Raw genomic sequence first — 21,636 nt, 5'->3', positions numbered from 1 at the left:
TTTGAAAGGGGAAAGGCAATATGGAGAGAAATATAAGTAAAGAATATGCAATTCGAATTGCTACCGAAAATGAGAGTGATAGTATTAAAACTCTATTAAAAGAAGTAGCACAATGGCTACAACATAAAGAAGTGGATCAGTGGCAGTATCTTTTAGGAGAGGAAGCTACGGCTGAAATACTAGAATGTATAAGAGAGAAATATACATATGTTGTTCTGAAAGAAGATGAAATAGTTGGTACGGTTACAGTTTCTCCTAAACAAAATGAATGGGATGAACATATTTTTGGTAAAGAGGAAGTTTCTAATTCATTATATATTCATAGATTTGCGGTGAAACGGAAGTATAAGGGGAACGGAATTGGAGAATGGATTTTACAGTGGATAGAAGAGAATGTACAACATGACAAAGAGTATTTGAAGTTAGATTGCGTGGCGCATAATCGTACGTTGAATGATTTTTATAAGAAAAATAGTTTTGAATATGTTGGAAGTACGGATGGGCTTAGTAAGTTTCAAAAGAAAAGGAGAATGTGAATGCATCCAATTAACGTAAGTTTAGTTGAAAAGTTAATACAGGAACAGTTTCCTGAATGGGCCCATTTAGAAGTGAAACCTGTAAAGTTTAGTGGGCATGATAATAGGACGTTTCACTTAGGGGATGAGATGAGTGTAAGATTGCCAAGTGATGTGGCATATGCACCGCAAGTAGAGAAAGAAAATAAGTGGTTACCACTATTAAGTAAGAGGCTTTCTTTACCGATTTCTACCCCACTTGCGAAAGGAAATCCGTCTGAAGCGTATCCATTGCCTTGGTCTATTAATAAGTGGATAGAGGGGGAAACAGTTACGAAACAAAACGTTCGTGATTTAAATGAATTTGCAGCGGATTTAGGATCTTTTTTAGTAGAATTGCAATCTATTGATGCGAGTAACGGACCTTTAGCTGGAACACATAATTTTTACCGGGGCGGACTTATATCGGTATATGATGAAGAGGCGAGAGTTGCTATTGAAAATAATAAGGATGTTTTTGACGAGGCATTATTAAAGCACCTTTGGAATGTAGCACTTAGTTCAACATGGGACCGTAAGCCAGTTTGGGTTCATGGAGATGTAGCGCCAGGGAATTTACTCGTTAAAGATGGAAAGCTTTGTGCTGTAATTGATTTTGGTATTTTAGGAGTAGGAGATCCTGCATGTGATGCGGCGATGGCTTGGACATTTTTTGATGAAAATAGTAGAAACGTATTTAAAGAAGTGTTACGTATGGACGAAGAAACATGGAATAGAGCGAGAGGATGGGCACTTTGGAAGGCGTTAATTACATATGACGCAAATAAGGATAGTAATGAGAGGGTGGCAGAAGAATCTTATCGTATCATTCAAGTGATTGTGGATGATTATAAAGGGGAATAGAAAAGCCTATTTCAAAATAGGTTTTTTCATATGATTAAATAGTAGAAACGGAAAGAAGGAATATAACATAATTATACAGAATATTTAGATAATAGGAGGTGTCGAATTTTGAGTGAAATTGAATTAAAGAGCAATATAATTAAGGCAGGGCGAGAGAAGGGGATTATTCTCCGGTTTATACTTGCTAGTCTCGTTGGAGTGTTTATGTTTTTCGTTCCTGTTACGATAAACGGTGCATCGTCTATTATGATTGATCATATCGTATCGTGGATTAGGGCTTCGGTTCCTGACGTAGTACCTTATTATGCATTATTTGTTATGGCGATTGGTGCGATTTATCCATTTTATACGAAGAAATGGAATGCATCTATCGTAGACATTTGTTTTTCTATTTTAAAAGTAGTTGGCGTTGTTTTTGGCATATTATATTGTTTAAAAGTAGGACCAGCTTGGTTCTTTGCGCCAGATGTTGGACCGTTTTTGTATGAGAAGCTAGTCATATCAGTAAGTTTGCTCGTTCCAATTGGCTCGGCGTTTTTAGCGTTATTAGTCGGATATGGATTGCTTGAATTTATCGGTACATTTTGTCGTCCGATTATGAGGCCATTATGGAATACGCCGGGGAGATCGGCAATCGATGCAGTTGCGTCCTTCGTTGGAAGTTATTCGCTTGCTCTCCTTATTACGAATCGCGTGTATAAAGAAGGAAAGTATACGACAAAAGAAGCGGCGATTATCGCTACAGGATTTTCTACAGTATCCGCTACATTTATGATCATCATCGCAAAAACATTAGATATTATGCATTTATGGAATGTTTATTTTTGGACTACGCTTGTTGTAACATTCATCGTGACTGCTATCACCGTAAGAATCCCGCCCCTCAGTAGAAAACCAGATACATATGTAACAGAAGAAGGGTTCCCAGAGCCTGTTTATAAAGAGAAAATGTTAGAATGTGCTTGGGAAGATGCGTTAGAAGTATCAAAGTCTGCACCGAGCATTATGAAAAATATTGCAGTGAATTTAAAAGACGGATTTATTATGACGATGGGAATTTTACCATCCATTATGTCAGTAGGATTAATTGGTATCGTCTTAGCGAAGTTTACGCCAATATTTGATTGGATCAGTTATATTTTCTATCCGTTTACATGGCTATTACAATTACCAGAAGCAGACTTAGCTGCTAAAGCCGCATCAGTTGGTATTGCAGAAATGTTTTTACCGTCATTATTAGTTGTAAGTGCGCCACTTGTGACAAAGTTTGTCATTGCAGTTGTTTCCGTATCATCTATACTGTTTTTCTCCGCTTCCATTCCTTGTATATTATCAACAGATATTCCGTTAAAAGTATCTGAACTTATTATTCTGTATGTGCAGAGAACGATTTTAACGTTGCTTATCATTACGCCGATTGCTTATTTGTTGCTTTGAACTAGAATGTAAGTTCTAAATATATGACGTTTACTAACTTGTGTAAATGAATATTTATTGTAAAATCGTAGGTAGTGCGAAATTATAAGTGCGATGCTTGAATAAAGGCATCGCATTTTTTATTTTTAGATGTACTACACGTTTACGAAAAAATATTTTTATATATTAATAAAACGATATTGATGGTATGTTATAGTAACAACAAAGGGGGCTTACAAATGGAAATTATTCACGAAAGAGCAAAGTTGCGGTTAATGGATAATACTGATGTCGAAACTTTGTTTTCGATTGTAGAAGGAAATCGGGATATTTGGGCGTATTTAATCTCTAAAATGGATAGTGTGCAAGATATGCAACAATACGTTCAAAAAGCGATAAAGGGTTACGGAAGAGGTACTCAAATACCTTTGGTAGTCGTAGATCAACAGACGAATAAGATTGTAGGAAGTACACGTTTATATAATATTTCAGTAGAAGATAAGACAGTTGAGTTAGGGCAAACGTGGTATCATCCGAGTGTGCAACGTACCAGTATAAATACAGAGTGTAAGTATATGCTTCTCCAGTATGCTTTTGAAAAACTGCATATGCTTAGGGTACAAATTAAGACGGATGCAAGAAATGAAAAAGCACAACGAGCAATTGAAAGGTTAGGCGCAGTAAAAGAGGGTGTGCTTAGAAATGAAAGAAAATTACCGAATGGTTATGTGAGAGATGCGGTGGTGTACAGTATTATCTCGAGTGAATGGCCAGGCGTAAAAGAACAATTGTTAGAAAAATTACAGTTATATAAAGAAAAGGTATAATTCGTGTTTTGAAAGGTATATTGTTCGTGAGATATGAAAAATATACCTTTTTTCTTACAAAATGCTACTTTATTTTAATTCCTTTTGTTTCATCGTTCCCTTCTGAGAAAAAATTCGTTACAATGTAGTTGTATGGTAATAAACTTATGAATTTAAAAAAATGTAATGAATACCGCAAATGAAAATGAATTGATAATCCTCAATTTTAAATGAAAACCCTTTTATATATAAATAACAAGTAAAGTTCCTTCTTTTAAATAAACTCAAACAAAACGATTTGATATAAATGTTTTTTATAGAAGTATGGATGATGTACGGAGGCAATTACAAATGAAAGAAAATAAGAAGAGTAAGAAAAGACGAATCTTTCAAGTATTTTTACTAATGATTTGTTCTGCTATTTTATATGTAAGTTATGCAGCTTACGATATTTGGAGTTATCGTTTTAAAGCAAATGATGACGTGAAAACGGATGCTGGTATCGTACTAGGCGCAGCTTCATGGAACGGAAAACCATCTCCTGTATTTAAAGAAAGAATTAATCATGCGATTTCTTTATATAGGAACGGAAATATTAAAAAGATTATTTTTACAGGTGGTACAAAGTTCGAGGCAGAACTTGAGGAAGCACGTACTGCAAGAGTATATGCAATGAAACAAGGTGTAAAAGAGGAAGATATTTTAATTGAAACAAAATCCCTTTTCACTGAAGAAAATTTAAAGAATGCGAAGCAAGTTGGAATAGAGAACGGAATACACACATACACGATTGTAAGTGATCCACTTCATATGAAACGCGCAATGAGAATCGCAAAACATATTAATATTGAAGCATATGCTTCACCAACGCCGACATCAGCATATAAAACGTTAGATACAGAAATACCATTCTTCTTTAAAGAATTATTCTCGTATATTGGATATGTAACCTCTTTGCCGTTAAAAGCATTGAAGGGGGACTAATATAAGAAAAGGATCTATCCTTAAATAGGAACTTTTCTTATTAGTCAAAAACATTGTATTTTTATCGGAATAGTGAAACAATAGAGAGGTAGCTTCATATAATCATAATGACAAAATGAACGGTTTATGAATCGAGCATAAAGTGAAACTTTAATCAGTGGGTGGGTTTCCCACTGATTATTAGTTGAACCAATCGGGCGTTTACGGGCAGTTGATCTCCCACCTAACTTCCTTTGCTTCACCTGAATTTTTAGGTGGGAGTTTTACTGCCCGCAAATAGCGGGATAAAGGAGATTATAGTATGGCACTCTCATTTGTTGAAACAGAAGAACAGTCTTTAATTATTGAGAAAATAAATAAATTGATTCCGAAGTTCATGGAAAGGGAGCATCAACTAAGTGAATTAGGATCATTTCCGTATGAAAATATAAATGATTTGAAAGATATCGGATATACGAAATTAACGTTACCGAAGGAATTTGGTGGTAGTGCGATTTCTTTATATGACTTCGTTTTATTTCAAGAAAAAATCGCGGAAGGCTGCGGAGCTACTGCATTATCGATTGGCTGGCATCTTGGCATTGTGAAAGAATTAGCGGAAAATCGCTCTTGGGATGATGATGTGTTCAAATGGTTTTGCGAAGAAGTAAGCAATGGTGCGCTCTTTAACAGGGCAGCAACAGAGCCAAAAACAGGGAGTCCGACGCGTGGTGGTAAGCCAGAAACAATAGCGATTCAACAAGGCGAGAAGTGGATTATAAATGGAAGAAAAACTTTTACAACAATGGCGCCAGTACTTGATTATTTTATTATTTCAGCAAGTATGGAAGGCCAAGAAGAAGTTGGTGAGTTTGTCATTCCAAGAAATACGCTCGGTGTATCCATTGAAGAAACGTGGGATAGCGTTGCAATGCGAGGGACTGCTAGCCACGACCTTGTCTTACAAAATGTAGAGATAGACAACCGCTTTTTTACGGATGTAAAAGGCGGGAAAGTGAAACAAAAGGGTATTGGCTGGTTGCTACATATACCAGCATGTTATTTAGGAATTGCACAATCAGCAAGAAATTATGCAGTTCAGTTTGCGGGATCATACAAACCAAATAGTTTAAACCATTCTATTAGTTTATTACCGAATGTTAGAAGATTAGTTGGAGAATTAGAACTCGAGCTTATGCAAGCTCGCGTCTTTTTATATCAAATTGCGAAAAAATACGATGAGGCAGAAGATAAACTGTCACTGCAAGCAGAATTAGCGGCAGTGAAATACGCCGTAACAAATGCGGCGATATCCATAGTGGATAAATCAATGCGCATCGTAGGAGCAAAAAGTTTATCAGAAAAAAATCCGCTCCATCGTTACTATTTAAACGTCAGAGCAGGATTACACAATCCGCCGATGGATGATGCAACATTGTCTATGCTGGCGGATGCGGCGTTTCGGTCGTAGTTTTTAAAGCTTATATTTTATTGTTTATGGATAAAATAGTTGTTTTGAAAGCACGGGTTTGATTAGTGATCAAATCCGTGCTTTTTATGTGTATGAAGTACTTGGGTGAGATGTAGGTTTTTAATATAAATGATTATCATGGTTTTGTGATTGTTTCTTGTTGAAAAATTCTTGTTGTAATGCCAGTTTGAAGGCTGTATAAACATTTTTCGTATTTAATCCCAAATTAATGGTCTTTCTAAGTTTATCATTCGTAAATATTGTAAAAATTGACCTGCATGGACCGCATCATGATAGGCAATTCGTAATAGCATGTCTCCTAAATATCTTTGATAGCCAACATCGCTTCGATCGATAAGGGTTGAATCTAGCTCTGCTATGTTTATGGATTGAACATACTCTATGAAGTCAGTAAAGTATGATTGTGCCAATTCAATTTCCTTTTTTACACAAGTAATTGGCTCTTCATCATACGGGAAATGTATATCATTTATTGAGCCGTTGTTTTTTAAAATCATATGATAGTAAAAAGTTGAGCTCCATACGTGACGAATCATCTCACCAAAAGAAATAGCCTCATTATCAGGCCTCCAATTAAGAAAATTATCGGGAAGAGAATTCCATAATTTTTCTGAGCGCCTTCTCGTCTCTTTCAAATTTAATATACTAAGATCAATTGCATTCATAATAAATTCTTCTTTACTATTAAACTTAAAATAATTGTATCAATTTAACAGTTAGGGTATCATCGAAATATGAATGTATATCCGAATATCTCATATATAGCTAAACTAATTGCTGAACCTACAAGAGCAATCATCTTAGATTGTCTAATGAATAATCAGGCACTACCTGCTAGCGAATTGGCTTATATGGCAAAAGTGTCACATCCAACAATTAGTTCTCATCTTTCTAAATTAGTAGAGGGGAATCTACTTACAGTTGAACAACATGGTAGACATCGTTACTATCGACTTGCTAATCAAGAAGTTGCAGAAGTGCTTGAAAAGTTAGAGACAATCGCACCAACAGTTCAAGTTCGCTCTTTAAAACAATCAGGTCAACTAAAACAAATTCGTTATGCTCGAACTTGTTATGATCATCTTGCAGGCAAACTCGGTGTAGAGATAACTGAAAAATTACTAGATAGGAAATTTATAATTTTAGGGGATGGAGAATACATTGTAACAGAACAAGGTAAACAATGGTTTCTGAATTTTGGAATAAATGTTGATGAGGCAGATACAAAAAGGAGGGTATTTGCAAAACCTTGCCTTGATTGGAGTGAACGGCGTTACCATATTTCTGGTTGGCTAGGGTCTGCAATTGCAAAACTGCTTTTTGAACAAGGATGGATTACGAAAACGGATAAGAACCGAGCTGTCCATCTTACAAAGAAAGGTGTAAAGTTATTGGAAGATCAATTAGGCATTGATATGAAAACTGAGGAAAGAAAAGCTTGAAATTAGAAAAGTCCGTCAAAATGACGGGCTTTTTCATTATGGTAGGAGTGTACATGAATAATAGGATGTTACCAATAATCGTTGCCAATAAAAAATCTTTCTTTTCATTCTTCTTTTTTAAGTTTTAAAGGAGAAAGCTAGGCTTCTTATTTTTACTAATGTTATAATAAGAAAAAAGCACGAAAAGAGGTCATCTCATGCTAGAGGTTATTGCAACATGTTTAGAAGATGTAAAAAGAATTGAAAGTGCTGGCGGGAAGCGGATTGAATTAATTTCATCTTATACAGAAGGTGGTTTAACACCAAGTTATGCTTTTATAAAAAAAGCGGTAGAAGCGGTGAGTATACCAATTCATGTTATGATTCGTCCGCATGCGAAGTCTTTTACATATACGGAAGAAGAAATTGAAATGATGAAAGAAGATATTATAGTTGCGCAGAAGTTAGGAGCAGCTGGTGTAGTATTAGGCGTATTAAACGAACAAAATGAAGTAGATGAAGAGAAATTAGCGGATTTACTATCTGTTGTAGATGGAATGAATGTAACGTACCACCGTGCGATAGATGATATAGAAAATCCAGTAGAAGCGATGAGAACTTTAAAGAAGTTTCATAAAGTAACTCACGTTTTAACTTCAGGTGGACAAGGAGATATAGTAGACAATATTCCGGTGCTTACAGAAATGCAAAAAGTAAGTGATGGTCAAATTCAGCTTGTAGCTGGAGCTGGCGTGACGAAAGAAAATATAAAGCGATTGCTAGATGAAACTGGAATTTCGCAAGCACATGTCGGTACAGCGGTAAGAGAAGCAAAATCATGTTTTTCTGAAATAGATCCTAATGTAGTACAAGAACTAGTTGAAATAATAAAATAAGTGCTTAAGAAAGAGGAGAAACGATGAAGGAAAATACGAAGAAAGAATTATTCTCTTGGGCTAAAACGATAGGGTTTACCCTTGTATTAATTGCTATTATTCGCGGCGTTTTATTTACACCTTCTTTAGTGCAAGGTGAATCAATGATGCCCACTTTAGAAAATAATGAACGAGTTCTCGTAAATAAGATTGGTTATAGTATAAGTGGATTAGAACGCTTTGATATTATCGTCTTCCACGGCAAAGAAGGATACGATTTAGTAAAACGAGTAATTGGTTTACCAGGTGATACAGTTGAGTATAAAAATGATGTTTTATATGTAAACGGAAAAGCGATGGAAGAACCATATTTAAAAGAGTTTAAAGAAAAAGCAACTGACCGTGTATTAACTCCAGACTTTACGTTAGAACAAATTACAGGGAAAACGAAAGTGCCAGAAGGCCAAGTATTTGTTTTAGGGGATAATCGTGAAGTTTCTAAGGATGGTCGCATGTTTGGCTTTATTTCAGAAGATGAGATTGTCGGAAAAGGACAAGCTGTTTTCTGGCCGTTGAAACAAGTAAGAGCGTTATAAAGTGTAGTGAAGTATGGGAGAGATATTCTTCCGTACTTTTTTATTTGTTTAAAATCTATTGAATGAATTGAAAGAATATTTTATAATTTTAAATTATATGTTTGTTTCGAAAAATGGAATTTAAGTTCCGAAATTCAGAACGAAAGGAAGAGAGAATGAGTATAAATAAAACGGCAGTTAAGACAATGGATATTTTAGAGTTGTTTTATGAGCATGAAGAGCTAAGTTTAACTGAGATGGTTCAGCTTACAAATATGCCGAAAACATCTGTTTATCGTTTAATTGGCTCGTTAGAAGAGATGGAGTTTTTACAAAAAAACGAAAAGGGGAAATATCGTTTAGGGGTCGTATTTTTACGGTTCGGTCAACTTGTTTCACAACGATTATCAGTAAGAAATATAGCAATTCCTTATATGAAAGAACTTAGAGATAGTTTAGGACAGGCAGTTAATTTAATAATTCAAGATGGTAATGACGCAATTTATGTTGAAAAGATGGAAGGTGTTCAGCCAGTACGCGTGTATACGGCGGTTGGAAGAAGAGCACCGCTTTATGCTGGTGCATGTCCGAGAATTTTACTATCGTATTTTTCTGAGGAAGAGAAACGGAGATACATAGAGGAAGTGGATTTAAAACAGTTTGCAGATGGAACAATTGTGGATAAGGAACAATTGCTAGAAGTGTTGCAAATGGCAAAAAAGGAAGGCTACACAATTAGTTATTCTGAGTTAGAAAATCATACAGCCGCAATAGCAGCGCCCATTTTCGCAAGTGATGGAACGGTTGTAGCAGGCATTAGTATTTCGGGATTAGCAATTGAGTACAGCGAAAGTAACATTTCATATTTTATCGCTAAGGTGAAAGAAACAGCACATCGCATTTCGAAAGAACTCGGCTTTTTGGCATAGAAAGAGGGAGTAGGATGAAATTTTCTGCGTTAGGGGATCAAGCAATTATTGTTACATTTGGTGAAGAAATTAAGATGGATATATATGAGAAAGTACAGCGGTTATTTCAAGCACTGCAGCAACATCCGTTTGCAGGAATGATTGAGTGCGTTCCGTCGTTTACTTCATTAGCTGTTTACTACAATGTATACGAAGTATGGAAGAGAAATGAGAGAAATGAAAGGCCATATGATTACGTTCACCAGTATATAAAGGAGCTGTGTGATTCTTATAAAGAAGAAGTAAAACAGGATGTGAAACATATTTCTATACCAGTGTGCTACGGGGGAGAATATGGACCTGATTTAGAAGAGGTTGCGCATTATAAAGGTTTACAAGTAGAAGATGTGATTCGAATACATAGTGAAACTACATATTTTGTATATATGCTAGGTTTTACACCAGGGTTCCCGTATTTAGGAGGACTATCAAAAGAATTAGAAACACCTAGAAAAGAAACGCCACGGTTACAAATCTCTCCTGGTTCAGTAGGTATTGGCGGAAATCAAACAGGTATTTATCCGCTTGAAACACCAGGAGGATGGAATATTATCGGCCGAACTCCTATTTCATTATTTAATCCAGAAGAAGAAATACCAACATATATTCAAAGTGGTATGTATTTACGATTTATCCCAATAACGAAGGAAGAGTACGTATCATTTGAGGGGGCTAAAGAATGGATGTAGAAGTTTTGCATGCAGGAATGTTTACAACAGTCCAAGATTTAGGGCGATCTCATTATCAACAATACGGTGTACCCGTTGGCGGGGCGATGGATCAAAGTGCACTTCGAATGATCAATATGTTAGTTGGCAATGAAGAGAATGAAGCGGGACTCGAAATGACGATTATGGGACCTAAATTGTTAATAAAGAAAACGACTTTACTTGCGATTGGCGGAGCAGATATGGAACCGTTATTGAATGGAGAACGTATCCCGTTATGGCGTCCCATTTTAGCGGAAGAAGGTAGTATGCTTTGTTTTGGAAAAGTGAAAAGTGGTTGCAGAGCGTATGTGACTTTTGCGGGTGGCATCCATATTGATCGTACTATGGGAAGTAAAAGTACGTACATACGTGCTGCGATTGGCGGTATAGAAGGAAGAATGCTCAACAAGGGTGACTACTTCCAAATTGGTGCACAACCAGAAATGGCGAATCGTTTCATTCAAGACTTACAAAAAGATGGGAGAATAAAAACGAAATGGGCAATTAACAACAGCGTACTATCAAAGTATAAGAAACATCCTAAGCTTCGTGTCATAACTGACTTTGAATATGATCAATTTACAGAAGAAAGTAGAAAGGCATTTTTTACGAAAGAGTATAAAGTATCTAATTATGCTGACCGCATGGGCTATAGGATTGAGGGAGAAGTTTTAAATAGGATTGAAGAAAAAGAGGTTTTATCGAGTCCTGTTACATTTGGAACCATTCAAGTTCCAAATGGTGGACAGCCAATTATATTAATGGCAGATAGGCAAACGACAGGTGGCTATCCGAGAATGGGAAATATCATTTCTGTAGATTTACCTCTTCTTGCCCAGCTAAAGCCGGGGGACTATGTTTCTTTTGAGGAAATTACGCTTGAAGAAGCGGAACAATTGTACATAGAACAAGAAGTAAATATAAATCTATTAAAGAAATTTATCGCTTTACGAAGCTGAAATTAGGAGGGATACATTGTGACTACAATCGATTTAAACTGTGATTTAGGAGAAAGTTTTGGAGCTTATAAAATGGGGAATGATGATGAAATTCTTCCGTTCGTTTCCTCTATAAACGTTGCTTGCGGTTTTCATGCGGGTGATCCGTCTGTTATGCGGCAAACTGTTGAAAAAGCTTTGGAGCATAACGTAGCGATAGGGGCGCATCCTGGATTTCCTGATTTAATTGGATTCGGTAGAAGAAACATGAATGTTTCAGCAAGTGAAGTATACGATTATGTTTTATATCAAATCGGCGCATTAGACGCATTTGTAAAAGCGGCAGGCGGGAAAATGCAGCATGTAAAGCCGCATGGTGCCTTATATAATATGGCGGCAACGGATTCGAAAATTGCAGATGCAATCGCTAAGGCAATTTATCATATGAATCCGAGTCTATCGCTTTACGGATTAGCAAATAGCGAGGCGTTTATACAGGCTGCAGAAAAATACAATGTAACTCTCGTACAAGAAGCGTTTGCGGATCGTACATATAAGCAAGATGGAACGTTAACGAGCCGTACAGAAGAAAATGCACTTATAAAAAATGAAGACGAAGCGATAAAGCAAGTGCTTCAAATGGTGAAAGAAGGCTATGTAAATTCGGTCAATGGAGAGGAAGTAGCAGTTCAGGCGCAGACGATTTGTTTACACGGTGATGGAGAAAAAGCAGTACAATTTGCGGGAAAAATATACAGAATATTCGAACGTAATGGTATTTCTATTTGTGCACCGAAATAAAAAATAGGGGGAAGTGCTGGGATGATTAAATTAATCGGAATACTACTTGTTGCAGTGGGCTTTTTATTTAGATTAAATACACTTTTAGTAGTTATGGTTGCAGGTATTGTTACGGGGATGGTTTCAGGATTAAGTTTTTATGATGTGATCAGCATGTTCGGTAAATTTTTCATAGAAAATAGATATATGTCTATGCCAATTATATTAACTTTACCGGTAATCGGAATTTTAGAGCGTTACGGTTTAAAAGAAAGAGCAGAAGCACTTATAACGAAATCAAAAGGAGCAACAACTGGAAGAGTATTAATGTCATATTTTACGATAAGAGAATCGTCAGCAGCACTAGGGCTTAATATTGGTGGGCATGCACAAACGGTAAGACCGCTCGTTGCACCGATGGCAGAAGGGGCCGCGCAAGGTAAATACGGTAAACTTCCTGAAAAATTAAGAGAAAAGATTAAAGCAAACGCAGCTGCTGCGGAAAATACAGCTTGGTTTTTCGGAGAAGATATTTTCATCGCAACTGGTGCTATTTTATTAATGAAAGGGTTCTTCGATTCAGTAGGTATGCATGTGGGTGTATGGGATATGGCACTTTGGGGCATTCCAACTGCAATATCTGCACTTATTGTAAGCTGGATTAGATTTAGAAGGTTTGATAAATATATAGAGAAAACAATGAAGGCAGAAGGAAAAGAAGAGAAGGAGGCAATCTAATATGAACATCATCACAATGGATACAATCTATTATGTATTAGGGATAATCGTTGCTTTTATCGCTGTTCGTATCGCATTCGATCGTGAACATCCCAACAGATTCGGTTCTAGTTTATTTTGGGCATTGTTTGCAGTTACATTTTTATTCGGAAATGTAATTCCTTCGTTTTACGTTGGCTGTATCGTGCTCGCTATGGTCGTTTTAGCCTCGCTAAATAAAGTAACAAAATCAGAGGAAAAAGAAGTTCCAGTACAAGAGCGTGTAAAACATGCTGAGAAATTAAAAAATAAAATTTTTATGCCTGCACTATTAATTCCTATTTTTACAATTATCGGTACGTTGACCTTAGGGAAAATTAAATGGGGAAATGTCTCTCTTGTTGATCCAGATAAAGTAACATTAGTTGCATTAGCGCTTGGTGCATTACTCGCATTCGTTGCGGCGATGCGTATTACAAAATCAAAAATAACAACGCCTGTACAAGAAGGAAGCAGACTATTACAAGCTGTCGGCTGGGCTGTAATTTTACCACAAATGTTAGCAGCACTTGGCGGTATATTCGCGAAGTCTGGCGTTGGACAAGTTGTTTCAGATTTAGTCGGACAAGTGTTACCGACAGAGTATCCGTTCGTTGCTGTTATGGCGTATTGTTTAGGAATGATGCTTTTCACAGTCGTAATGGGAAATGCATTCGCAGCGTTTGCCGTTATTACTGGCGGAATTGGTTTACCTTTAATTGTTCAAATGCACGGTGGGAATCCAGCAATTATGGCAGCACTCGGTATGTTTGCTGGATATTGCGGAACGCTACTTACGCCAATGGCAGCAAACTTTAATATCGTTCCGGCGATGCTTTTAGAACTAAAGGATAAAAATGCAGTTATTAAAGCACAAGTACCAATTGCTCTTTCAATCTTTATTATCAATATGTTTATTATGTACGGCCTTGTATATCGTTTCTAATTAGGAGGGAAAACTATGAAAACAGTATTATTAACAGGATTTGATCCGTTTGGCGGAGAAAGCATCAACCCAGCTTGGGAAGTAGCAAAAAGTTTGCATGAAAAAACAATTGGAGAGTACACGATTATTAGCAAACAAGTCCCAACGGTATTTCATAAATCAATAAAAGTATTAAAAGAATATATAGAAGAACTAAACCCTGAAATGATTATATGTATCGGACAAGCTGGGGGCAGACCAGATATTACGATAGAGCGTGTCGCAATTAACGTTGATGATGCAAGAATTGCTGACAATGAAGGGAATCAGCCCATAGATGTGCCAGTTGCAGAAGAAGGACCAGCTGCTTATTGGTCTACACTTCCGATGAAAGCAATCGTAAAAAGACTGCAAGAAGAAGGTATACCAGCTTTCGTTTCACAAACAGCAGGTACATTCGTTTGTAATCATTTATTCTACGGTCTCATGCATGAACTAGAGAAGCGTGATAAGAAAATAAAAGGCGGATTTATTCATATTCCGTTCTTACCAGAACAAGCGAGTAAATATCCAGGGCAACCGAGTATGTCACTTTCTACTATTCGTAAAGGGATCGAATTGGCAGTTGAGGTAACGACAACAGTTGAAGTAGATATTGTAGAGGTTGGGGGTGCGACGCATTAAATAAATCGAATCATACAACACCTCCTGTAAACAACTGGTATAATAAGTATAGGAAAATACATAGAGGTGATTTTTGTGCAACAATTTGAAGAAGTACGTTCAATTTTAGAAAAAGCGAAGAAAATTACAGTGTTAACAGGTGCAGGAGCAAGTACGGAAAGCGGTATTCCAGATTTCCGCTCAGCAAATGGATTGTATGCTGATGCGAATGTGGAGATGTATTTATCAAGGGGATATTATAATAGAAATCCGAAAGAATTTTGGAAGCATTATAAAGAAATATTTCAAATTAATACGTTTCATCAATATAAACCAAATCGTGGCCATTGCTTTTTAGCTGAATTAGAAGAACAAGGGAAAGATATTACGATTTTAACGCAAAATATTGACGGTTTACATCAATTAGGCGGTAGTAAGCATGTCATTGATTTACATGGAACACTTCAAACAGCACATTGTCCGAAGTGTAAAGCGGGATATGATTTGCAGTATATGATTGATCATGAAGTGCCTCGCTGCGAGAAGTGTAATTTCATTTTAAATCCAGATGTTGTTTTATACGGAGATACATTGCCGCAATATCAAAATGCGATAAAACGTTTATATGAAACAGATGTGCTTATTGTTATGGGAACGTCATTAAAAGTACAACCCGTCGCTTCATTCCCGGAAATCGCAAAAAGAGAAGTAGGGGCAACAACTATTTTAGTAAATGAAGAGTTAACAGAACAGGAATATAACTTTGATTATGTTTTTCAAAATAAAATTGGTGAATTTGTTGAAGGATTATCTTCAATGAAATAAGTTATCGAAAAAACTGAGGTATCCGCCTCAGTTTTTTATTTGAGTAATCACTGTTTTAAGCCATATGAAAACATTTTGATAATGTAGTAACCACATCTCTATAATTTATAAAAATCAATTTGCCCCATTTTTCTTTTAGAATAATATTCATGTTATTGTGCATTAAGGGAATGGTAATAAATAGGATAATTAATTAAAAAACTGAAAATTAAATCTTTTATTTCTTTTGTAATTAATATAAAATTCTATATATATCATATAAATAAATTTGATACATAATGATTTTGCGTAGAAATGTTAATAGAATGAAGCGAGGGAGCGAAATGAGACAGAAAAAGGAGCAGAAGAAACAATCGAAAAAGAAAAAGACTCATATTCCTTTTCGGTTAAATGTACTATTTTTTATTGTCTTTCTTTTATTTTCAGCTATTATAATTCAATTAGGTAAAGTACAAATCATTGATGGAGAAACGTATAGAAATGAAGTAAACAAAAAGGAAGATGTAACGGTAAGCACTCCCGTTCCTAGAGGGAAAATGTTTGATCGGCAAGGTCACGTTATTGTAAATAATAAACCATTGCGAACCGTTACATATACGAAAATGAGAGGAGTAGACTCGAAAGAAGTTTTACAAGTAGCAAGAGATTTAGCCAAGCTGATTGAAATGTCGCAAGAGGACATGGATAAGTTAACAGAGACAGATAAGAAAGATTTTTGGATGCAGTTAAATGAAAAGCGGGCAGCAGCGAAAGTAACGAAAGAAGATGAGAGTAAATTTAGAAAGCAAGAAATAGAAGGAAAAGAATTAGATAAAAAAGTAGAAGAACTGCGCCGGGAAAGAATTACACAAGAAGAATTAAATGAGCTTTCAAAGGAAGATATAGAAGTATTAGTAATTAAAAGCAAAATGAATGCAGGATATAAAATGACACCGCAAATCGTTAAAAAAGATGTAAGTCAAAATGAATATGCTGTCGTTAGTGAAAGATTGGCAAGTTTACCGGGGGTAGATACGACAGTAGATTGGGAACGAGAATACCCAAATGATAAAATACTGCGCTCTATACTAGGTAGCGTTTCTAATGAAAATGAAGGGTTGCCAAGAGAACAATTAGATTATTATTTAGTTCGTGATTATAATCGAAACGATCGTATTGGTAAAAGTTACATTGAAAAACAATACGAAGATGCACTACATGGAACGAAAGAACAGTCTAAAAATATTATGGATAAAGCAGGGAAAATTGTTCGAACAGAAAAAGTGACCGAAGGAAAAAGTGGAAATAACTTAATGTTAACAGTCGATATGGATTTACAGAAAAAAGTAGAGGGAAGCCTTGAAAAGAATTTACGAGCTTTTCATGCTGCAGAGCCGATGATGGATCGTGCGTTCGTAGTAATGATGAATCCGAAAAACGGTCAAATTTTATCAATGGCAGGAAAGAAAATTGTAAATAAAGATGGCGGTATGCAAATAGAAGATTATGCATTAGGAACGATGACAAGTTCTTATGAGTTAGGATCAACTGTAAAAGGTGCTACTTTATTAGCTGGATATCAAACAGAAGCGATTAAGCCATATACACATTTCTTTGATGCACCAATGTATTTTAAAGGAAGTTCTAAGCCGAAGAAATCGTGGAAAGAATTTGGGGATATTGATGATTTAAGAGCTTTACAAGTTTCATCGAACGTTTATATGTTTAATACAGCTTTAAAAATGGCAGGCATTAATTATGTCCCAAATAATCCATTAGATATTAAACAAGAAACATTTAATAAAATGCGCTACTATTTTAGACAATTTGGCCTAGGTGTGTCGACTGGTATTGATCTGCCAAATGAAGCAATCGGTCAAGTAGGTAGAACTGATAACATACCCGGATTTTTACTTGATTACGCGATTGGACAGTATGATACATACACGCCGCTTCAGCTTGCGCAATATATTTCCACAATTGCAAATGGCGGTTACCGAATGAAACCACAAATTGTACAAGAAGTTAGAGAGCAACCGAATAGACCAGAGGATGTAGGAAAAGTCGTTCGGTCGATTGAACCAGTTGTATTAAATCGAGTGGATATGGACACTTCGTACATTAATCATGTAAAAGAAGGGTTTAGAAGAGTTTTTCAAGAAGCTGACGGAACAGGTACCGGAACGTTTAAAGGTTTACCATATAAACCAGCGGGAAAAACAGGAACAGCTGAGACGGTATATGGTGGAGAAAGTGATATTGGAAGAGATGAGAATAACAACCGAAAAAAATGTTATAATTTAACTCTTGCCGGTTATGCACCATATGATGCTGATCCGGAAGTAGCTTTTTCAGTTGTTGTACCATGGGTGAATGATGATAAATCAGGAATTAATTCTGCGATTGGTAAAGAGATTTTGGATGCGTATTTTGAATTAAAAACAAATAGATCAAATACAAATTCAATTCCAGTAGAACAACCGAACAAGGCACAGTAAAAATAGTATCACTGCATGGAAACATATTGTGCAGTGATATATTTTTTGAGTTAAAAAGCGCTTTATAAGGTGGGAATGGATATGAAAAAGGAAATTAAGAGAGGCTGGGGAAAGTACATACTATTTATATTGGTGATGGTAATAGGCTACCATTCTTTTACTTTATGTAAAGTGGAAGGGGAATCGATGCAGCCGACTTTATATGAAGCAGATTACGTATTTGTAAATAAAGCAGTAGTACGTCTTTCTAATTTACAACGCGGAGAAATTGTCATTATAAAGGAAGCGGATGAATCGAAATATTATGTGAAACGTGTAATAGGGCTTCCGGGTGATGTAATTAACATAACGAACGGAAAGGTATATGTGAACGATAAAAAGCAAGAAGAACCATATACGAACAAAGATTTATTTAACAACACACAAGTGTTTTATAACTTTCAAAAGACAAAAATTCCGCCAAATAAGTTATTTGTAATGGGAGATAACCGCGAAGTAAGTAGAGATAGTCGAAATGGCTTAGGATATATTGAAGAAGATAACATAATTGGCAAGGTGGAATTCGTATATTATCCTTTTTCAAAAATGAAAATGATAGAATAAGTGGGGGAGAAGCAAAACCCCACTTATTAAAGTTTCACTTTATTTTCTTTAAAAAACCTTTTGGATTAAATGATATGAAAAATTTATGTTTAGACTCGTCGATTATGAAGTTATTATTTTTAGTTAAAAACTCATCCACAGCCTCCATCGGACCAGGACCCCAATCGGGAAGAAGCGGATTTCCATTAATGGAGGTATCTTCTACAATCATATAACTGCCAGTAGTGACGATAGATTTATATAGTAATAGTTCTTTGGATACATGCTCTTTACTATGATCAGAATCTAAAATAACTAAAACCACATCATCAGGTTTGCGCATGCTTACTATTGTTTGGACGGCCTGCACAGAAACAGAAGAGGCTGTTAAATACGTAATCCGATTATGTGATGGCCGATTTGGCTGCGGAGTTATATCGATAGTAAGTACGTGACCTTTTCCAATTAAATCTAACATAGAAGCTAAATACAGTGCACTACCACCGTGAAAAGTCCCGCATTCAATAATTAAATCGGGCTTTAATTCATAAATAATTTCTTGATACAAAAAGAGGTCAGAGGGAAGTTTACAGATTGGAACTCCGAACCAGTGTGTATCGTTTAACCACACGAGGCTGTTGTAATATTGGTTTAGAAATTCATTGCTTATATTATCGATTTTAAATTCTCCTTTCTAAAAAGGATTCTCTCGTTTGACGTAAAGTGTTTACGCATGAAAGTTGTACTATATATTATGTAGTAAGGAATTGTAAGGCGAGTGTTTTTACTTGAAAATAAGCCAAATAACTCATGTGGAAAATGAAAGGAAATGATTGTATGTACAAATACACAATTTGTTTTATTAGAAAAAGCGATAAAATACTGCTATTAAATAGAAATAAAAAGCCGAATATGGGGATGTGGAATGGTGTTGGAGGAAAAATAGAAGATAATGAAACGCCATACGAAGGAATAATTAGAGAAACGTTTGAGGAAACGGGTATAGAACTTTCAAGTGTAATGTATAAAGGGACTGTTGGTTTTAAAGGTAAAGATGAGCCCCAGGCTAGTGAAGGAATGTATGTGTTCGTTGCTGATTTGCCAGATGGAATGCAAATGAATACACCATTTCGTACGGCTGAAGGATTATTAGAATGGAAAGAAATTGATTGGATATTAGATGGTGATAATAGAGGTGTTGTTAGCAATTTACCAAAATACTTACCGACAGTATTAACAGAAGAAAATAAGTTAAAACATATATTCACGTATGATAACCGGAATATTATTCATTACACAACTGCATGTTTGACAGAAGATGATGCGAATAAGCGATATGAAAAACAACTCATTTCTCAATAGAAGAGGATAGTGAAAAATCACGTTTTTGCTCTCATTATATATGCGAGGTGATTATATGTTTCAGAAATACAATTCATTGGTCAGAATTGTAATATATATGATATAACTTTTCTTATGGTGAAAGAGTAGAGAATATACGTAAACGGAACAAAAAGGAGGTGGCTTTGCCACCTCTTTTTGTTAGCTACGAATCGCCTTAATTATAAATCGATGTTGATTCACATCTAAATATCCTTTTTGCAAAATAATCTCATGTATACGATATAACTCCTCAAAGTACTTTTCGACAGTAAAATCAGGAATTTGCCACGGAATTGCTTTTAAATAATAGATGATAGCGCCAATATCATAAAAACGTTGGAAAGGGAATTCTTCTTTTGCTTCTAAAATAGTAAATCCATTTTGGTTTAACTCACTGCATGCAGTTTCGAGAGACCAATTTGCAAACTCACTATTTAGAGGCGTACCCAATTGTTCATTAAGTTCAACGCAATCAAGACCGCCAACTTGTTGTGTAAGAAATGTTCCATTAGGAGAAAGTATTCTATTTACCTCAGAAGCAGAATAGGATTCATGTTGATTCAGAATGAAATCAAACTGTTCATTTTGAAATGGTAAAGCAGTATCATCACTTACTGCCACAACTGTAACCCCTAAAGGTTCTAATTTCTTCTGAGCAATTGGCACGTTTGGAGCGTAGCCCTCAGTAGCGAATGTAGTTGACGGGAACGGTTGTAACATAGATAAAAACTCTCCGCCACCAGTACCCATATCGAGCATTGATTCTGCACGTTGCATAAGCTGAAAAGCAGTACTGCCGTACGACCACGATAATGGCTCGCTCTTCATTCGACCCGTTTCTGAAATGAAAGAAAAATCCCAGCCACTAAAGTTTGTATTTGCACTTTCTAATAAAGTTAAAAATAATGGATCACGTTTCATAAATTTGTCCTCCTATTTTTTAATGGATAATATGATGAGAAAAGAAAAAGGGAGGACCTCTTATTAAAATGAAGCAGTTTTATGTTTCATGTTCGAATAGATTCATATAAATTCGCTCCTTGTGAGAATGGTTATTTATATATTCGGGATAAATAAGTGGAAATCCTTTGATCAAGAGAATTTAGTAGATATGACTAAGGAAGTTCTAAATCGCTTGGAAAGCATGATAAGTGATAAAAATATATTAATTGGAATGCACCGAGAGAAATAATCGTTATTCACGAAAAAATATAGATGGAGGAAGCTTTGTTAAACCTGTTGAAGAATGCAATAGAACATTCTAAACCAGGTGGTAACATAATGATTCAGGTCAAAAATTCTCCAATCTATATCGAACTAGTGATCCAAGATTTTGGAGAGGGAATTTTAGCTGAAGAATTACCTCATATTTTTGAACGATTCTATAAATCAAGTAGTTCTAAAAAGCTTGGCTCGAATGGAATTGGGTTGGCACTTGTCCAAGCTATTATTTAGGCTAACTAACATATTGTATGTTTCAGTATCTATTTTATAAAAAAGAAAATAGATGTAACGGTCCTCCTTTTAATAAAAAAATCCTATAAAAATATAGTGCTCTTAAAAAATTTTGTTACAAATTTGTTTTGTTTGACTTTAAAAAAGGAAAGTAATATTTATTTGTAGAAAATTTTTAAGGATAAAAATAGGATGAATATCCATGGTA

Annotated in this window: 23 protein-coding genes and 1 pseudogene; 21 read left to right on the top strand and 3 right to left on the bottom strand. The window is 35.6% G+C overall.

Features of this window, described 5'->3' with window-relative positions:
• The first annotated feature begins 20 nt into the window (after window positions 1–20).
• From DOS87_RS16415 to DOS87_RS16390, 6 genes are all read left to right on the top strand, one after another.
• Window positions 21–536, top strand: coding sequence for a GNAT family N-acetyltransferase (locus DOS87_RS16415; protein WP_065229024.1), 516 nt, complete (start codon window positions 21–23; stop codon window positions 534–536).
• Window positions 537–1,418, top strand: coding sequence for an aminoglycoside phosphotransferase family protein (locus DOS87_RS16410; protein WP_079245713.1), 882 nt, complete (start codon window positions 537–539; stop codon window positions 1,416–1,418).
• Window positions 1,419–1,526: 108 nt separating this feature from the next.
• Window positions 1,527–2,855, top strand: a complete 1,329-nt coding sequence (locus tag DOS87_RS16405) for a YjiH family protein (protein ID WP_001289409.1) — start codon at window positions 1,527–1,529, stop codon at window positions 2,853–2,855.
• Between the two features lie 218 nt (window positions 2,856–3,073).
• Entirely contained in the window at window positions 3,074–3,661 is a 588-nt protein-coding gene (locus DOS87_RS16400) for a GNAT family N-acetyltransferase (protein ID WP_000402591.1), read from the top strand.
• Window positions 3,662–3,991: 330 nt separating this feature from the next.
• Window positions 3,992–4,624: a YdcF family protein gene (locus DOS87_RS16395; RefSeq protein WP_000662217.1), complete on the top strand. Its 633-nt coding sequence runs from the start codon at window positions 3,992–3,994 to the stop codon at window positions 4,622–4,624.
• A gap of 301 nt (window positions 4,625–4,925) precedes the next feature.
• Window positions 4,926–6,074, top strand: a complete 1,149-nt coding sequence (locus DOS87_RS16390) for an acyl-CoA dehydrogenase family protein (protein WP_042598222.1) — start codon at window positions 4,926–4,928, stop codon at window positions 6,072–6,074.
• A gap of 215 nt (window positions 6,075–6,289) precedes the next feature.
• Here DOS87_RS16390 and DOS87_RS16385 read toward each other — a convergent pair whose 3' ends face one another.
• Window positions 6,290–6,760 (bottom strand): DinB family protein, encoded by a 471-nt coding sequence (locus DOS87_RS16385; protein WP_000991277.1) that lies wholly within the window; start codon window positions 6,758–6,760, stop codon window positions 6,290–6,292.
• A gap of 69 nt (window positions 6,761–6,829) precedes the next feature.
• Here DOS87_RS16385 and DOS87_RS16380 point away from each other — a divergent pair, with 69 nt between their 5' ends.
• From DOS87_RS16380 to lepB (DOS87_RS16320), 13 genes are all read left to right on the top strand, one after another.
• A complete protein-coding gene (locus tag DOS87_RS16380) occupies window positions 6,830–7,537 on the top strand; it encodes an ArsR/SmtB family transcription factor (RefSeq protein ID WP_001103797.1) in 708 nt (235 codons plus the stop codon).
• Window positions 7,538–7,734: 197 nt separating this feature from the next.
• Entirely contained in the window at window positions 7,735–8,412 is a 678-nt protein-coding gene (locus DOS87_RS16375; protein WP_000895107.1) for a copper homeostasis protein CutC, read from the top strand.
• Between the two features lie 23 nt (window positions 8,413–8,435).
• A complete protein-coding gene (gene lepB / locus DOS87_RS16370; protein WP_000662494.1) occupies window positions 8,436–8,987 on the top strand; it encodes a signal peptidase I in 552 nt (183 codons plus the stop codon).
• A 155-nt stretch (window positions 8,988–9,142) separates the two neighbouring features.
• Entirely contained in the window at window positions 9,143–9,895 is a 753-nt protein-coding gene (locus tag DOS87_RS16365; protein ID WP_000026365.1) for an IclR family transcriptional regulator, read from the top strand.
• 14 nt (window positions 9,896–9,909) lie between these two features.
• Window positions 9,910–10,623 carry a 5-oxoprolinase subunit PxpB gene (gene pxpB / locus DOS87_RS16360; protein WP_000672262.1) on the top strand — a complete coding sequence of 238 codons (714 nt, stop codon included), beginning with the start codon at window positions 9,910–9,912 and terminating at the stop codon, window positions 10,621–10,623.
• Window positions 10,614–11,603 (top strand): 5-oxoprolinase subunit C family protein, encoded by a 990-nt coding sequence (locus DOS87_RS16355; RefSeq protein ID WP_000382228.1) that lies wholly within the window; start codon window positions 10,614–10,616, stop codon window positions 11,601–11,603. Before pxpB ends, DOS87_RS16355 begins: the two co-directional genes overlap by 10 nt.
• An 18-nt stretch (window positions 11,604–11,621) precedes the next feature.
• Window positions 11,622–12,383 (top strand): 5-oxoprolinase subunit PxpA, encoded by a 762-nt coding sequence (gene pxpA, locus DOS87_RS16350; RefSeq protein ID WP_000207324.1) that lies wholly within the window; start codon window positions 11,622–11,624, stop codon window positions 12,381–12,383.
• Window positions 12,384–12,404: 21 nt separating this feature from the next.
• Window positions 12,405–13,100, top strand: coding sequence for a DUF969 domain-containing protein (locus tag DOS87_RS16345; protein ID WP_000593392.1), 696 nt, complete (start codon window positions 12,405–12,407; stop codon window positions 13,098–13,100).
• A 1-nt stretch (window position 13,101) separates the two neighbouring features.
• A complete protein-coding gene (locus tag DOS87_RS16340) occupies window positions 13,102–14,064 on the top strand; it encodes a DUF979 domain-containing protein (RefSeq protein ID WP_001021658.1) in 963 nt (320 codons plus the stop codon).
• 15 nt (window positions 14,065–14,079) lie between these two features.
• Window positions 14,080–14,727 carry a pyroglutamyl-peptidase I gene (gene pcp / locus DOS87_RS16335; protein WP_000859748.1) on the top strand — a complete coding sequence of 216 codons (648 nt, stop codon included), beginning with the start codon at window positions 14,080–14,082 and terminating at the stop codon, window positions 14,725–14,727.
• A gap of 66 nt (window positions 14,728–14,793) precedes the next feature.
• Window positions 14,794–15,531, top strand: a complete 738-nt coding sequence (locus DOS87_RS16330) for an NAD-dependent protein deacylase (RefSeq protein WP_079997208.1) — start codon at window positions 14,794–14,796, stop codon at window positions 15,529–15,531.
• A 323-nt stretch (window positions 15,532–15,854) separates the two neighbouring features.
• Entirely contained in the window at window positions 15,855–18,008 is a 2,154-nt protein-coding gene (locus DOS87_RS16325) for a peptidoglycan D,D-transpeptidase FtsI family protein (protein WP_001249189.1), read from the top strand.
• A gap of 81 nt (window positions 18,009–18,089) precedes the next feature.
• On the top strand, window positions 18,090–18,611 hold the full coding sequence (gene lepB, locus DOS87_RS16320) for a signal peptidase I (RefSeq protein ID WP_000711484.1): 522 nt from the start codon (window positions 18,090–18,092) through the stop codon (window positions 18,609–18,611).
• 34 nt (window positions 18,612–18,645) lie between these two features.
• On the opposite strand, the gene DOS87_RS16315 is transcribed toward lepB (DOS87_RS16320), so the two are convergent.
• Window positions 18,646–19,269: a cephalosporin hydroxylase family protein gene (locus tag DOS87_RS16315; protein WP_265736909.1), complete on the bottom strand. Its 624-nt coding sequence runs from the start codon at window positions 19,267–19,269 to the stop codon at window positions 18,646–18,648.
• A 158-nt stretch (window positions 19,270–19,427) separates the two neighbouring features.
• On the opposite strand from DOS87_RS16315, the gene DOS87_RS16310 reads away from it, so the two are divergent.
• The gene (locus tag DOS87_RS16310; protein WP_000280180.1) at window positions 19,428–19,952 is read left to right on the top strand and encodes an NUDIX hydrolase; all 525 of its coding nucleotides are present in this window, start codon (window positions 19,428–19,430) and stop codon (window positions 19,950–19,952) included.
• 180 nt (window positions 19,953–20,132) lie between these two features.
• Here the strand turns inward: DOS87_RS16310 and DOS87_RS16305 are convergent, their stop codons facing one another.
• Window positions 20,133–20,894 (bottom strand): class I SAM-dependent methyltransferase, encoded by a 762-nt coding sequence (locus DOS87_RS16305; RefSeq protein ID WP_000817594.1) that lies wholly within the window; start codon window positions 20,892–20,894, stop codon window positions 20,133–20,135.
• Between the two features lie 163 nt (window positions 20,895–21,057).
• Between DOS87_RS16305 and DOS87_RS30525 the strand changes: the two are divergent.
• Window positions 21,058–21,425: pseudogene (locus DOS87_RS30525) on the top strand (sensor histidine kinase); the annotation flags it as partial.
• Window positions 21,426–21,636: the final 211 nt, after the last annotated feature.

Origin of the sequence: Bacillus sp. CR71 (genome assembly GCF_003429245.1) — a bacterium.
In the GTDB taxonomy this organism is placed as follows: domain Bacteria; phylum Bacillota; class Bacilli; order Bacillales; family Bacillaceae_G; genus Bacillus_A; species Bacillus_A thuringiensis_S.
The sequence above is the reverse complement of the archived record's forward strand: the minus strand, read 5'-3'. Positions and strand labels throughout refer to the sequence as shown.